The following is a 14,067-nucleotide window of genomic DNA, read 5'->3' as shown; positions in this document are numbered from 1 at the left end:
GCCACGCCATCGGCGAGGCGCGAGCGACGTGTGCCGTTGTAGCCGCGACCTCGGTCGCATTTTTCCCCCTCGCCTGTGCCATGACGCCATGACCCGCGCGCGAGATCACCGCGTCGTCCCACCTCCGGTCGATGCCGCCGCGCCGGTGGCGTCCGTGGCGCCGGTGGCAACGGTGAAGCTCGCGGTCAGGCCGCCCACCATCACGTCGAACGTCCCTGCCTCCAGAACCGGCCGCCCGTCGCGCCCCACGTACGTGAGGTCGTCGGCCGACAGCGTGAACGTCACCGTCCGCGCCTCGCCCGGCTGCAGGGTGATGCGCTGAAAGCCGCGCAGCCGCCGCACCGCGGGCGACAGCGACGCGAACCGCTGCCGGGTGAAGAACAGCACCGTCTCCGTTCCCTCGCGGCCGCCGGTGTTGCGGACGGTGACGGTGACGGGGAGGGTGCCGCCGGGGCGGAGCGTGGCCGCGCCGGTCTTCAGGCCGGAATAGGCGAAGGTCGTGTAGCCCAGGCCGCTGCCGAACTCGAAGAGGGGATGGAAGGCGTTGGCCGCGGCCGGCCCGATCTCGTCGGTGCGCTTGTGGTCGTAGGGAACGAGCTGGTTCACCGCGCGGGGATAGGTGAAGGGGAGGCGGCCGGACGGGTTGGCGTCGCCGAAGAGGACGTCGGCCAGCGCCTCGCCGCCGTGCATCCCCGGCCAGTACGCCATCACGATCGCCCTGGCCCCGCCGGCCACGCGGGTGATGACGCGCGGGCGGCCCTCGACCAGGACGAGCACCACCGGCGTCCCCGTCGCCTCGATGGCCTCCACCAGCCGCAGCTGCGGCTCGGGCAGGGTGAGATCGTCGATGTTTCCCGGCGTCTCGGCGTACGCGTCTTCCCCGACCGCCACCACCGCCACGTCGGCGTCGCGCGCGGCGCGGGCGGCGGCCGCGATGTCCATCGTGTCGGCGAAGGCGGCGCCGGGGACGTAGCGAACGTCGCGGCCGCGCTTCAGCATCGCCTCCAGCAGCGTCCGCGGGCCGGCTGGGAATTGCGACGCGTCGCTCCCCTGCCAGGTGTAGGTCCATCCCCCGTTCAGCGCGGTCAGCGACTGCGCGGCCGGGCCGGTGACCAGGATGCGCGCGGCCTTCCGCAGCGGGAGGACGCCGCCCTCGTTCTTCAGCAGGGTGATGGCCTCGCGCGCGGCCTGCCGCGACACGGCGGCGGAGGCCTCGCCGCCGACGCGGTGCGCGGCGGTCTCGTCGGGGAACGGCGCCTCGAACAGGCCCAGGTCCGCCTTCAGCGTCAGGATGCGGCGGACGGACTGGTCGATGCGGCTCTCGGGGATGGTGCCCTCGCGCACCAGGGCGATCAGGTCGTCGTAGAACTGGTAGTCGTTGGGCGTCATGCTCACGTCCACGCCCGCCTGCACCGCCATCCGCACCGCGTCCTTCAGCGTGGGGGCCACGTGGTGGCGGGTGTTGAGGTAGATGATGTCGGCCCAGTCGGTCACGATCACCCCGTCGAAGCCCAGCTCGCCGCGGAGGACGTCGGTCAGCCAGTAGCGGCTGGCGTGCAGCGGCTCGCCGTCGATCTCGCCGCTGTTCACCATCACCGCGCGCGCGCCGGCGCGGACCGCGGCGGCGAACGGCGGCAGGTAGCTCTCGCGCACCTCGCGCACGGTCATGTACGCGGGGGTGCGGTCGTGGCCGGAGCGGGGGTTGGAGTAGCCCAGGTAGTGCTTCATCGTGGCCGCCACGCGACCGCCGCGCTGCATCCCCGCCACCTGGCTGCGCCCCATCAGCGACGCGAGCCACGGGTCCTCGCCGAAGGTCTCGTAGAAGCGCGGCCAGAGCGGCTGGCGGCCCACGTCCAGCACCGGCGCGAAGTTCCACGGCAGCGCCGACGCGTACGCCTCGTCGCCGGTGATCTCGCCGGCGCGGCGGGCCAGCGCGGTGTCGAACGTGGCGGCGATGGCGATGTTCTGCGGGAAGAGGGTGCCGCCGCGCGTGTAATTGGCCCCGTGCACGAAGTCGATGCCGTAGAGGATGGGGATGCCGAGCCGCGTCTCGAGCATGGCCACGCGCTGGATCCGGCGGACGGCGTCGTGCCACCCCTCCACGGTGAGCGCGCCCTGCTCGACGTTCAGGATGGAGCCGATGTGCCGGTTCACGATCCCTTCGCGCAGCCTGGCGACGTCCAGCCGCACGCTGTCGCGGTGGGGCGTGCCCGGCGCGGTGAAGGCGGAGAGGGTGAGCTGCGTCATCTGCCCCACCTTCTCCTCCAGCGTCATCCGCGCCAGCAGCGAGTCGACGCGCGCGCGCCGCGCCTGCGTTTGCGTCTGCGCGGCTGCCGGGGCAACGAGGATGGCCTGCGCCGCAAGGAGCATCAGAATGCGCTTCATGTCCTCCCGTCGGATACGATGTGGGCTGGGCTGGCCGGGATCGTCACCAATCGGACTCCCCACGAGAGACGTCATCCTGAGGCCGGGCACGCCGAAACCGCGTCGTCACAAACGCTTGCAGGCCGAAGGATCCATACTCGTCCCGCACGTCTGTGTCGGACGCGCACGTGCGTTGCCCTGCATCGCTGGCCAGCATCACCGCGCATTCGAAAGTGACGTGGCGCCCCGGCTATAGATCCTTCGGCCTGCCATCTTCATCGCCGTGACAAGTTCAGCGTGGCCGGCCTCAGGATGACGTCTCTCAGATTGACGTCTCTCTTGCTCGTCGACTTCCCCCCGGATTCCCCCCGGAACAGCCGGCGCGCGGGAAGCGCAGGATGAGGGCCGCGGCGGCATCTCCCGCCGCCATGCGCCTCGTTGCGCGCCCGCGCCGCGCGCGGCATCATCCTGTACCCCGGCATCATCGCGCACTCCCCGCTACCCGCGCCCCCCGATGGCGACCTCCGCCGACGCGTTCGAGACGTCCGTCGCCATCCTCCCCGGCGACGTGGACGACATCGGGCACGTGAACAACATCGTCTACCTGCGCTGGGTGCAGGAGGCCGCCATCGCGCACTGGACGGCGGTCGCGCCGCCGCACGTGCAGCGCGCGGTGGGCTGGGTGGTGCTGCGGCACGAGATCGACTACCGCCGCCCTGCGCTCCCGGGCGACGCCGTCCGCGCGCGCACCTGGGTGAGCCTGGCCGACGCCGTCCGCGTGGAGCGCCACACCGAGATCGTCCGCGCGGGCGACGGGACGCTGCTGGCGCGGGCGCGCACCCTCTGGTGCCCGCTCGCCACCGCCACCGGCCGCCCGCTGCGCGTGTCCGACGAGCTGCGCGTGCTCTTCTCCGTCCCCGAAGCCGACGGCCGCACGCTCAAGCGCTGACGTGCATCGCCACAAAAGACGAGCAGGGGAGCGGAGATGGCATCTCCGCTCCCCTGCTTCGCTGTGCATCCTCCGGCATCGCTGCCCTCTCCCCGCGCCTGAGAGCGCTCGCCCTCTCCCGTTCCGGGCGAGGGGCTGTCCGGCATCCACGGGGCCTGCATCCTCTGGTCGCGGCTATCTTTCGGAGTGGCGGAGATTCGGCCCAGCTACCTCTCCCGGTCCGGGAGAGGTGGACGGCCTCGGCCGGCCGGAGAGGGCGCGATGCCGGGCCGAACGCGCCTGAATCCTGCCTCTCTGCTTCTCCACTCCTCCGTGTGAGACATCTGCCGTTGGTCCTTACCTGACCTCCTCGATCGAGGCGCCCGGGGCGGCGGCGCAGACGTAGACGCGCGGCTCCAGGCCGACGGCGGCGCGATACGCATCACCAACTTTGCGGGCGAAGTCGTCCGCGGCCGATCGCTCGACCAGCGCGACCGCGCAGCCACCGAAGCCCGCGCCCGTCATCCGCGCGCCGAAGCAGGCGGGGTGCGCCTGGGCCAGCTCCACGATGGCGTCCAGCTCGCGGCGCGAGACCTGGAAGTCGTCGCGCAGGCTGGCGTGGCTCAGGTCCACCAATCGCCCCACCTCCGCGGCGTCGCCGCGCTCCAGCGCGGCGGCGGCGGCCAGCGTGCGCTCGTTCTCGCCCACCACGTGGCGGGCGCGGCGCAGCGTCACCGGGTCCAGCTCCGCGGCGCGCGACTCCAGCGTCGCCACGTCCACGTCGCGCAGCGCGGGGACGCCCAGGCGCTCTGCCGCCACCTCGGTGGCGCGGCGGCGCTCGTTGTACTCGGAATCGACCAGCCCGCGGCGCGTGCCCGTGTCCATCACCACCACCGCGGTCCCGGGCGGCAGCGGGACCGGGCGCGTCTCGAGCGAGCGGCAGTCGATCAGCAGCGCGTGCCCCGCCTCGCCCGCGGCCGAAATCATCTGGTCCATGATCCCGCACCGCACGCCCACCCAGCCGTTCTCGGCCCTCTGCGCCAGCAGCGCCATCCGCCGCGCGTCCCAGTCGATCCCCGAAACCGCCGCGAACGCGCGCGCCGCCGCCAGTTCCAGCGCGGCGCTGGACGACAGCCCGGCGCCCTTCGGCACGTCGCCGCTCGCCACGCCCTCCCATCCCCGCAGCGCGAGCTCGTCCCCCAGCGCCCACGCCATCCCCCGCACGTACTCCAGCCAGCCGCCGCCCGCGCTCTCCAGCCGCCCCAGGTCGAACTCCCCCGTCTCCCCGAAGTCCAGCGACGCGACGGAGACGCGCGAATCGGCCCGCGGGCGGAGGGCGATCCACACCGCGCGGTCGATGGCCATCGGCAGCACGAAGCCGCCGCTGTAGTCGGTGTGCTCGCCGATCAGGTTCACCCGCCCCGGCGCGCGCGCCACGAAGGCCGGCGGCGCGCCGAAGCGCTCCGCGAACGCCCGAACCACCGTCTCCCGCAAGCCATTGTCGTTCATCGGGATGGGGATGAAGATGGAGATGCGGGTCCCGAGTCGTCCGATCCCCCCGAGCGATCCGCGTAGCCGTGGGGATGCGCCCGGTGCCACGCCCACGCGCTGGCGATGATGTCGCGCAGCTCGCCGTGCCGCGGCTCCCACCCCAGCTCCCGGCGGATGCGCTCGCTCTCGGCCACCAGCACCGCGGGGTCGCCCGGCCGGCGCGGCGCCACCCGCGCGGGGATGGGGTGGCCGGTGACCGCGCGCGCCGTCTCGATCACCTCGCGCACGCTGAAGCCGCGGCCGTTCCCCAGGTTGTAGGTGCGGCTCCCGCCATCCAGCGCGTGCAGCGCGCGCACGTGCGCGTCGGCCAGGTCCGCCACGTGGATGTAGTCGCGCACGCAGGTGCCGTCCGGCGTGTCGTAGTCGTCGCCGAAGATCATCACCGCCTCGCGCTGCCCCAGCGCCACCTGGAGGACGACGGGGATCAGGTGCGTCTCCGGGTCGTGGTCCTCGCCCCGGTCCGGCGACACAGCGCCCGCCGCGTTGAAGTAGCGTAGCGACGCGTACCGCATCGCGAAGCGGTCGTCCATCCAGTGCAGCAGCCGCTCCAGGATGTGCTTGCTCTCGCCGTACGGGCTCCCCGGCCGGATCGCCGCGTCGGCGGGGATGGGGATGGCGTCCGGCACGCCGAACAGGTTGGCGGTGGAGGAGAGGATGAAGCGCCGCACCCCGTGCTCCACCGCCGATTCCAGCAGGTTCAGCCCGTTGCGCACGTTCTCGCCCAGGTGCAGGAACGGCCGCTCCATCGACTCGCCCACCAGCGTGTGCGAGGCGAAGTGCAGGATTCCCTCGGGGCGGTGCGCCGCCATCGCGTCTTCCACCGCCGCGCGGTCCGCCAGGTCGCCGACGATGAGCTCCGCGCGCGGGTCGACCGCCTTGCGGTGCCCCTGCGACAGGCGGTCGAAGACGACCACCTGGTGCCCCGCGTCGGCCAGCTGCGTGACCACCACGCTGCCGATGTACCCCGCGCCGCCGGTGACCAGGAGCCTCATGCGCCGCCTCCCCGGCCGTCCTCCGGGACCGCGCGCAGCCGCTCCGCCGCGGCCTCGGGGGTCAGGTCGCGCTGCGGCTCGGCCATCATCTCGTATCCCACCATGAACTTGCGCACGGTCGCGGACCTCAGCAGCGGGGGATGGAAGTGCATGTGGAGGTGCCACTCCGGGTGCGGCTCCCCGTCCGTGGGCGCCTGGTGGAATCCGGCGGAGTAGGGGAAGGAGATGCCGAACAGCGCGTCGTAGCGTGCCGTCAGCCGCCGGAGGACGTCCGCCAGCCCGTCGCGCTCCGCGTCGTCCAGCGCGGCGAGATCGGCCACGGGGCGGCGGGAGATGACGAGGGTTTCGAACGGCCACACCGCCCAGAACGGCACCAGCGCGGCGAAGGCGTCGTTCGCGCAGACCGTGCGCTCGCCGCGCGCCTCCTCCAGCGCCAGGTAGTCGCCCAGCAGCGTGCGCCCGTGGCGGCGGTGGTGCTCCGCCTGCGTCGCCGTTTCGCGCATGGGGATGAGGGGGATGGAGCGCTGCGCCCAGATCTGGCCGTGCGGATGAGGATTGCTGCACCCCATCATCTCGCCCTTGTTCTCGAAGATCTGCACGTGGCCGATCTCCGGCCGGCTCCCCAGCGATGCGTACTGCTCCGCCCACACGTCCACCACGCGGCGGATGCCGGGCGTTGCCATCTCCGCCAGCGTCAGGTCGTGCCGCGGCGAGAAGCAGACGACGCGGCAGACGCCCGGCTCCGCGCGCGCCACCAGCAGCCCGTCCACGTCCACGCCCGCCTCGGGTGCATCCGGCCGCAGCGCGGCGAAGTCGTTGTCGAACACGAAGGTGCCGGCGTACTGCGGGTTCCGCGCGCCGCCGGCCCGCGGGTTCCCCGGGCAGAGATAGCAGCCGGGATCGTACGCCGGCCGCTCGGCGCGCAGCACGGGCTCCACCTGCCCCTGCCACGGCCGCAGGGCGCGGTGCGGCGACACCAGCACCCACTCGCCGGTGAGCGGGTTCAGCCGCCGGTGCGGGTGCTCCGCCAGCAGCGTCGCCCCAGCGCGCTCAGCCACGCCGCACCATCCCGAACGCGCGCACAGAATCTTCGCGTCCCCTCATCCCCCGCTCTTTCTCGTCATCGTCCCGACCGATCCCATCCGCCGCCGCAACCGCCGCACCGGAGACGGATCAGCCTCCGGGGGAAACATGGACCGCGGCGCGGACATCGGAAAGCAGGAGCAGTGCAGACGAGCTCAGACCGTCGAAATGCTTGACACGTTCGAGCAACCGGATTATTCTCATTTTGAGAATGATATAGAGGCAGGCCAAGTCCTGCGAATCCGCACCATCCCGAGACGCGGCAGAAACGAGATCATGCCTACCCTCACCGACGCACCGGCCACGATCACCGCCGCCGCGCTCCTCGCGATTCCCGCCTGGCAGCCGGAGAAGCTGTTCAGCGGCGACGACGAGCGCGACCGGCGGCTGTACCGCAGGCTCGCGCTGGACTTCCACCCGGACCGCCACCCCGCCAACACCGAATCGTTCAAGCACCTGAGCGCGCTGAAGAACGCGCGCGACACGAAGATCGAGGCGAAGACGTGGACCGGCGCGGGCGTACGGGAGCTGGTGCTGCGGAGCGGAAAACGCCTCGTCGTTCGCTACCTGCGCCGCCACACCTTCGAGCTCGGCACGCTCTTCATCAGCCCGCGTTCGGTCACGTATCTCTTCCGCGAAGACCACCGCGCGCTGTGCCGGAACGCCGTCCGCACCATCCGCGGCTTCCGCTACGCGAACGACGCCATGCGCGACGAGGTCTCCCGCTTCCTCCCCCGCATCGAGCTGGAGGCGGAGACGGCCGACGGCCCCGCGCTCGTCATCGCCAAATCCCCCGGCGTCATCCGCCTGCGCGACGTGCTGGACCACCTGGGCGGGAGGATGGACCCGCGCCACGTGGCCTGGATCCTCAGCACCCTCCACAACTTGGGCGCGTACCTCACCTGGGCGGGGCTCACGCACAACGCCATCGACCTGGACAGCTACTTCATCTCCCCCAACGACCACGCGGGGATGCTGCTGGGCGGCTGGTGGTACGCGCGGCGGGAGGGCGAGGCGATGACGCACCTGCCGGGAGCGAGCGTGAACGTGTGGAAGACCATCCTTCCCCCCCACGCCACGGCGGCCAAGCGGGCGACCCCCAAGCTGGACCGCGAGCTCATCCGGCTCGCCGGGCGCACGCTGCTCGGCGATCCCGGAGGCACGCGCCTGCTCCGCGACCCCGCCATTCCCGCGCCGCTCGCGCGGTGGGTGACCACGCCGGGGGACGACGACGGGATTGAGGATTACGCGAACTGGGCCCGCGCGCGCGACGCGGCTTTCGGCCCGCGAAGGTTCGTCGTGATGGACCTGACGCCGCAGGAGATTTACGGCGGAGCGTAGCAGAACGGAGCCAACCTTCACCGAGAGGAAACCATGGGAAGCAGCCGATTCACCGCCGACGAATGGAACGCCTTCGCCGCCCGGTCGTTCGCCGGGAGGACGAAGAACCAGGTCCTGAACACCACCGGGATGGTGGCCGCGAACGACCCGGCGAAGATGAAGAACGGGGTGCGCGAGTCGCGCGACAGCGCCGTGAACCCGCGCTCCACCCCCATCATCATCGCCGGCGACGTTACCGGCTCGATGGACGAGCTCGCGTACCTCCTGCTGAAGGAATCGCTCCCCGCCATTGCGCTGGAGATCTACGGCCGGCAGCCCGTGAGCGATCCGCACATCCTGGTGGCGGCAATCGGCGACGTGGAGTGCCACGACCGCGCGCCGCTGCAGGTGACGCAGTTCGAGGCGGGCGCCACGGAGCTCGGCACCCAGACCCAGGCGCTGTACGTGGAGCGGGGCGGCGGCGGCAACCGCAGCGAGAGCTACCACCTGCCGTGGTACTTCGCCGCCATGCACACCAGCACCGACGCCTTCGAGAAGCGCGGCGAGAAGGGCGTGCTCTTCACCTACGGCGACGAGGGCGTGCCGCCGGCGCTCACCCGCGCGCAGATCCGCACCGTCTTCGGCACCGACGCCGAGCGCGACTACACCACCGCCGAGCTGCTGGCGATGGCGCGCCGCAGCTGGGACGTGTACCACCTGGTCATCATGCAGGGGAGCCACGCCCGCACCTACCCGCAGGTGCTGGACGAGTGGCGCGCGCTGCTCGGCCAGAACGCGATCCCCGTGGACGACTACACGAAGCTGGGCGAGATCATCGTCAGCATCCTGCAGGTGCGGCAGGGGCACGACAAGGACGCCGTGGCCGCCTCGTGGAGCGGCGACACCTCGCTGGTGGTGCGGAGCGCGCTCCGCGGCCTGACCGCCGGCGCGGTCGCGGAGGCGGGGCTCGTCACCCTGTAGCCCCATCTGGACCCGGGGTGCCGGGCGGATCCGTCCGGCACCCGGGCGCTCCACACTGCGTTTTCGGTAGATGATGACGACGCGGGGAGAGATCGTCCTCCCCGCCAACCCGCGAGAGAGCCGGCCATGAAGCACGCCAGCGTGGTGATCGGTGCGAATTTCGGGGATGAAGGAAAGGGGCTGATGACGGATTTCCTCGCCCGCACGTACGGGGGAGATGGAGTCCTGGTCGCCCGGTTCAACGGGGGAGCGCAGGCCGGGCACACTGTCGTGACGGACGACGGCGGCCGCCACGTGTTCAGCCACTTCGGCGCGGGGACGCTGGCCGGCGCCGATACCCTGCTCACCCGGCACTTCATCGCCAACCCCATCATCTTCCAGCGCGAGCGTGGGGAGCTGGAAGCGCTCGGCATCGACCCGCTCGTCTCCGTCGATCCGCGGGCGCTCGTCACCACGCCCTACGACATGCTGATCAACGAGATGGTGGAGACGAGCCGCGGGGCCGCGCGCCACGGCAGCGTGGGCCTCGGCATCAACGAGACGGTCACGCGGAGCGACAGCCGGGGCTTCCGCCTGACCGCCGGCGATGCGCTGAACGGCCCCGCGGCGGTGGAAACGATGCTCCGGCGCATCCGGAAGACGTGGGTGCCCCGGCGCGTCGCCACGCTCGGCATCGAGGCGGAATACCAGCGGCGGCGGGAGATGATCGAAAGCGAAGCGCTGGCCGAGAGCTGGCTCGCGGTTCTGGACAACTTCCTCCAGCGCGCCCACGTCCGCGCCGACACGGAGGTGCTGGGCGAGCACGAGACGGTCGTCTTCGAGGGCGCGCAGGGGCTGGCGCTGGACCAGACGCGCGGCGCGTTTCCGCACGTCACCCGCTCCAACACGGGCGTGCGGAACGTGGCGGAGATGCTGAACGAGCTGCCGCCCGCCGAGTTGCTGGTGACCTACGCCACGCGCGCCTACATGACGCGCCACGGCGCCGGCCCGCTGCAGGGCGAACTCGCGGAGAAGCCGTTCCCCGGCGTGTACGATCTCACGAACGTGCCGCACGCGTTCCAGGGCCGGCTCCGCTACGCCCTGCTGGACGTCGCCGCGCTCCGCGACCGCATCGCCGAGGATTTCCGCGACACGGAGATGCTGGACCGCACGGACGGGCTCCGGATGGCCGTCGCCGTCACCTGCCTGGACCAGCTCCCGGAGGCCGCGGCATGGACGTGCGAGGGCGAAGCCGTGCAAGGCAGCCCGGACGATCTGGTCGACGCGGTGCGATCGCACCTCTCCGCGGAGGTGTTCGCCGCAAGCGGCTCCCGCGCCGCCGACATCGCCGCGGAAATCCCCGTCTGACACCAGACCCGGGGAAGTGTCAGATTTACGGCCGCCGCCAACACTCGTCGGCGGGTCGACGTCGGAAGAGGCCGTTTCGTCCCCACCCACCGCGCTTCATCCCTCCAGCATTGAGATCGCATCACCGATCACGCTACCCTTCAATCGCCAGCGCTGCCCGGAGGGGCGCCATCCGCCCCCCGGGTCGCGCATGCACGGTTCCCGCCCGTCGTCCGAAACCACCATCCTGGAGATACCCCCATGGGCAAGAAGCTGCGCCTGAGCCTGGAACGGTTGGAAGTGGAGAGCTTTTCCGTGCGAACGGAGGAGGAGACCGAAGGGACGGTGGCGGCGTTCGCCACGCGTCGCGACAACGAAACCTGCGGTGGTCCTACCTGCATCGAGGCGAGCAACTGCGTGCAGTTTACCTGCTTCTTCTATCCCTGCTGACGCTCGCCGGGCACACCCGGATCGAACGAAGTGCCCGGCCGCGGAAACCGGAGGGTCTCTTCCCGCCCGATTCGCCCCGGAGGGGCGCGATCCACCCGTCGGTGTCGAGCGAAAACCGGGCGCCTCCCCGCGGAGGCGCCCGGTCTCCATTCATGCGACAGTCCAACCGCGATTTGCTTCCCGGCGAGATCATCCGCCCGCGGCCGGCTCAGCGCGCCTGCCGGATCCCGGGCAGGCAGCCGATGAGCGCGCGGAGGCGGCGTCCATAACGACGGGATACGCATACGCACGATAGACCAGCGGGCGGCCTCGCGCAGTACAGGCAATCAGCGTCTGAGGGTTGCAGGGCGCCGTCGAGACCCCCGACTCTTCGCTTTCCCTGAAACGCCTTCTTCTCCGACGATTTATGTGCCTTGACCGGAGAACCCGGACATCGGTATCGTGGAGCCGAGCCCACCCTCATCACACCCCGACGGCCTTGGCGCACGCCCCGCACCACGCGCGCTGTTCGCGCCGCCACGGGAACACCCACCCCTCTGCTGGGATGTCGCCAGCGCGCACCCCGCATCCGGAGGAGCGATGAAGAAGGGCAGCCCTGGCCGGGCTGATCTGCCCGGAAACGAACGTCCGCTCCGCCCATCCCACTCCGTGCGCCTTCGGCTTCCGAATGCGCATCCACACACAATCCGGAGATGAACGGATGAGAAAGATCCAGCTGGACGTGGAGTCGCTGCGGATCGCCAGCTTCGCGACGCAGGAGACGCCGGACTGGCGCGGGACGGTGCTCGCGCACGACATCACTCAGAACGCGGCGCAGTGCACCACCAAGACCCTCGGGTGCCCCATCACCTGGGGTTGCCCGTACACCACGCCCTGACGCGGGGGCCTGTCCCCCGTCACGAAGGCGCGGATGGACGGCACAAGGTCACAGTGACAAAGGCCCGCCGGGGGACGCATCCCCGGCGGGCCTTCCGTCACCCGTGGGCGAGGCGTAACTCACGTCCCCCCGTACCACTCGTACCCCTTGTCGCTCCAGTATCCGCCGTTGCGCTGGGGCATGAAGACAACTCGGGTTAAATACTTGGTGTTCTTGTAGCCCAGCTTCACCGGCGAGTGCACGCGCGCGGGGGCGCCGTACCACGCGTCCAGGAAGCGGCCCTCGCGCGCGAAGGCGACGAGCGTCTGCGGGTGCATGGCGCTCTCCAGATCCCAGCTCTCGTGGTAGCCGCTGTCGAAGCTCTGGAAGTCGGCGTAGCCCGCGTCCGGCCTGATGCCGGCGAGCCTGGCCAGCTCGCTGACGCGCACGCCGGTGAACTGCGTGGACGCCGTCCACCCCTCCACACAGTAGTGGTTGATGCGCTGCGTGACGTGCGGCAGCTTCGCCAGGTCCTCCAGCGTCAGCCGCAGCGGCCGCGCGACGGCGCCGCCCACCTCCAGCGCCCACTTCCCGCGCACGCGCTCGTCCCACACCGGGTGCGAGCGGGAGATGTAGTACGAGGGCATCCGGCCGGCCACGTTGCGCGCGCTGGCCGCGTGGTCCATCGACGTGTGGCGGAAGAGGAAGCGCTCCACCCCCTCGTTCTCGCGCTCCGCCCAGCGCAGGATCGATTGCGCGCTCCTGGGCCCGCGCGAGTCGCAGGCTTCGGCCAGCAGCGCCGCGGCCGACAGGCCGCCCAGCGCCAGGAATCGCCGCCGGTCCATCATCGCCCCGCCTCCTTTCCGCTCTCCCGCGCATCGGCCGCCGGCTGGTCCGCATCGCCCGCATCCGCACCCGCCGCACGGCGGTCGGCGGCGATGGCGGCCGGCTGTGCATCTCCATCCGCCGCGGGGCGATCGGGCACGGACGGCCCCGCATCTCCATCACCCGGAACGGCGAGCGGGGAGACGGTGGATGCCGCGGGCTTCCGATCTCCATCTTCCAGAACGACGGGCGCTGGGGTGACGGATGGGCGGACGTCTCGATCCCCATCTGCATCCCCCTGAACCACCTTCGGGGCGGGCGCGGGGCGGGCGATGGCGAGCACGGGCTTCGGCCTGCCGCGCAGGAAGGGGCGCGCGTTCAGCGCCTCGGGAGAGCGGGATTCGTCGTAGCGGCCGGTGATCATCGACGGCAGCGACGCCGGGTCGACGGCGAAGACCATGAAGACGTGGCCCAGGCCCAGGAGGACGAGCGTGAGCATCACCAGGAAGTGCCAGTAGCGCGCCCACACGTAGCCGCCGAACAGCCCCGTGAGCGGCGCCAGCTGTACCGGCTTCCAGATGGCCAGCCCGGTGAGCACCGCCAGCACGCCCAGCCACGGCAGCGCGAAGTACACGCCCTTCTGCAGCGCGTTGTGCTTCCCCTGGCGCGGGTGCGTCTTCCGGACGAAGAGATAGAACTTGATCATCTCCCACGCGTCGCGCGGGTCGCCGCGGCGTGGGGCCAGGTCGCGCCACTCGCCGTGCAGCCAGATGAACGCCAGGTAGATGGCCCCGTTCACCGCCAGCACCCACATCATGGCGAAGTGCCAGTTCCGCGCGCCCGCCAGCCACCCGCCGAAGGTGAGCCACCCGGGGATCGCGTGCCCCTCCCACGGCCAGCAGCAGAACGCCTCGCCCTTGCGCGCGAACGCCGGGTACGCGTTGAAGATGCGCAGCCCGCTGCCCACCATGAGGGTGAGCGCGACCACGTTCACCCAGTGCGTGGCGCGCACGATCCAGTGGTGGCGCCTGGTCTCGCGGGGCGCGTCGGGATGCGCGGTGGAATCGTGCATGGAGATGGAGATCGGGGGTGAGATGCCCGGCCGGGTGCGCGGTGGGACGCGCGGATGCGATGCCCGGTCTGATGGCGCCCGCGCCGATGCGGTTACATACGCCGCGGCGCGCTCGATCGGATGTGATCTGAAGGTGCATCCGATGCGATGTGTTTCCAAGCACTTCGGCCCGAGCGACGCGCGGCCGGGACTTCCGCGTGCGTCCGCGGCATCGCGCCCTCTCCGGCCGGCCGAGACCGTCCACCTCTCCCGTACCGGGAGAGGTAGCTCGACGAGATCCGTGCGAACAACGGAGACATCCTGCCCGCCCGGCTGGCCC

General features: G+C 71.3%; 12 protein-coding genes. 6 read left to right on the top strand and 6 right to left on the bottom strand.

Annotated elements, in window-relative coordinates; genetic code table 11:
* Window positions 1-105 precede the first annotated feature (105 nt).
* Window positions 106-2,385, bottom strand: coding sequence for a glycoside hydrolase family 3 N-terminal domain-containing protein (locus VLK66_RS26620; protein WP_325312549.1), 2,280 nt, complete (start codon window positions 2,383-2,385; stop codon window positions 106-108).
* A 493-nt stretch (window positions 2,386-2,878) separates the two neighbouring features.
* Here VLK66_RS26620 and VLK66_RS26615 point away from each other — a divergent pair, with 493 nt between their 5' ends.
* The gene (locus VLK66_RS26615; RefSeq protein WP_325312548.1) at window positions 2,879-3,313 is read left to right on the top strand and encodes an acyl-CoA thioesterase; all 435 of its coding nucleotides are present in this window, start codon (window positions 2,879-2,881) and stop codon (window positions 3,311-3,313) included.
* Between the two features lie 336 nt (window positions 3,314-3,649).
* Here the strand turns inward: VLK66_RS26615 and galK are convergent, their stop codons facing one another.
* Genes galK through VLK66_RS26600 form a run of 3 tightly spaced genes read right to left on the bottom strand, consistent with a single transcriptional unit; the run spans window position 3,650 to window position 6,893 of the window.
* A complete protein-coding gene (galK, locus tag VLK66_RS26610; protein WP_325312547.1) occupies window positions 3,650-4,801 on the bottom strand; it encodes a galactokinase in 1,152 nt (383 codons plus the stop codon).
* On the bottom strand, window positions 4,798-5,835 hold the full coding sequence (gene galE / locus VLK66_RS26605; RefSeq protein WP_325312546.1) for a UDP-glucose 4-epimerase GalE: 1,038 nt from the start codon (window positions 5,833-5,835) through the stop codon (window positions 4,798-4,800). The genes galK and galE overlap by 4 nt, the downstream gene beginning before the upstream one ends.
* Window positions 5,832-6,893, bottom strand: coding sequence for a UDP-glucose--hexose-1-phosphate uridylyltransferase (locus VLK66_RS26600; RefSeq protein WP_325312545.1), 1,062 nt, complete (start codon window positions 6,891-6,893; stop codon window positions 5,832-5,834). The genes galE and VLK66_RS26600 overlap by 4 nt, the downstream gene beginning before the upstream one ends.
* Before the next feature lie 301 nt (window positions 6,894-7,194).
* Here VLK66_RS26600 and VLK66_RS26595 point away from each other — a divergent pair, with 301 nt between their 5' ends.
* From VLK66_RS26595 to VLK66_RS26575, 5 genes are all read left to right on the top strand, one after another.
* Entirely contained in the window at window positions 7,195-8,259 is a 1,065-nt protein-coding gene (locus VLK66_RS26595; protein ID WP_325312544.1) for a J domain-containing protein, read from the top strand.
* Between the two features lie 33 nt (window positions 8,260-8,292).
* The gene (locus tag VLK66_RS26590) at window positions 8,293-9,219 is read left to right on the top strand and encodes a hypothetical protein (protein ID WP_325312543.1); all 927 of its coding nucleotides are present in this window, start codon (window positions 8,293-8,295) and stop codon (window positions 9,217-9,219) included.
* Between the two features lie 126 nt (window positions 9,220-9,345).
* Window positions 9,346-10,566: an adenylosuccinate synthetase gene (locus tag VLK66_RS26585; protein WP_325312542.1), complete on the top strand. Its 1,221-nt coding sequence runs from the start codon at window positions 9,346-9,348 to the stop codon at window positions 10,564-10,566.
* A 240-nt stretch (window positions 10,567-10,806) separates the two neighbouring features.
* Window positions 10,807-10,995 (top strand): hypothetical protein, encoded by a 189-nt coding sequence (locus tag VLK66_RS26580; protein WP_325312541.1) that lies wholly within the window; start codon window positions 10,807-10,809, stop codon window positions 10,993-10,995.
* A gap of 700 nt (window positions 10,996-11,695) precedes the next feature.
* Window positions 11,696-11,872, top strand: coding sequence for a hypothetical protein (locus VLK66_RS26575; RefSeq protein WP_325312540.1), 177 nt, complete (start codon window positions 11,696-11,698; stop codon window positions 11,870-11,872).
* Between the two features lie 119 nt (window positions 11,873-11,991).
* Here the strand turns inward: VLK66_RS26575 and VLK66_RS26570 are convergent, their stop codons facing one another.
* Both VLK66_RS26570 and VLK66_RS26565 read right to left on the bottom strand, forming a co-directional pair.
* Window positions 11,992-12,699, bottom strand: coding sequence for a molybdopterin-dependent oxidoreductase (locus VLK66_RS26570; RefSeq protein ID WP_325312539.1), 708 nt, complete (start codon window positions 12,697-12,699; stop codon window positions 11,992-11,994).
* Window positions 12,696-13,748, bottom strand: coding sequence for a cytochrome b/b6 domain-containing protein (locus VLK66_RS26565; protein WP_325312538.1), 1,053 nt, complete (start codon window positions 13,746-13,748; stop codon window positions 12,696-12,698). The genes VLK66_RS26570 and VLK66_RS26565 overlap by 4 nt, the downstream gene beginning before the upstream one ends.
* Window positions 13,749-14,067: the final 319 nt, after the last annotated feature.

Source organism: Longimicrobium sp. (assembly GCF_035474595.1).
Taxonomy (GTDB): Bacteria; Gemmatimonadota; Gemmatimonadetes; order Longimicrobiales; family Longimicrobiaceae; genus Longimicrobium.
The sequence above is the reverse complement of the archived record's forward strand: the minus strand, read 5'-3'. Positions and strand labels throughout refer to the sequence as shown.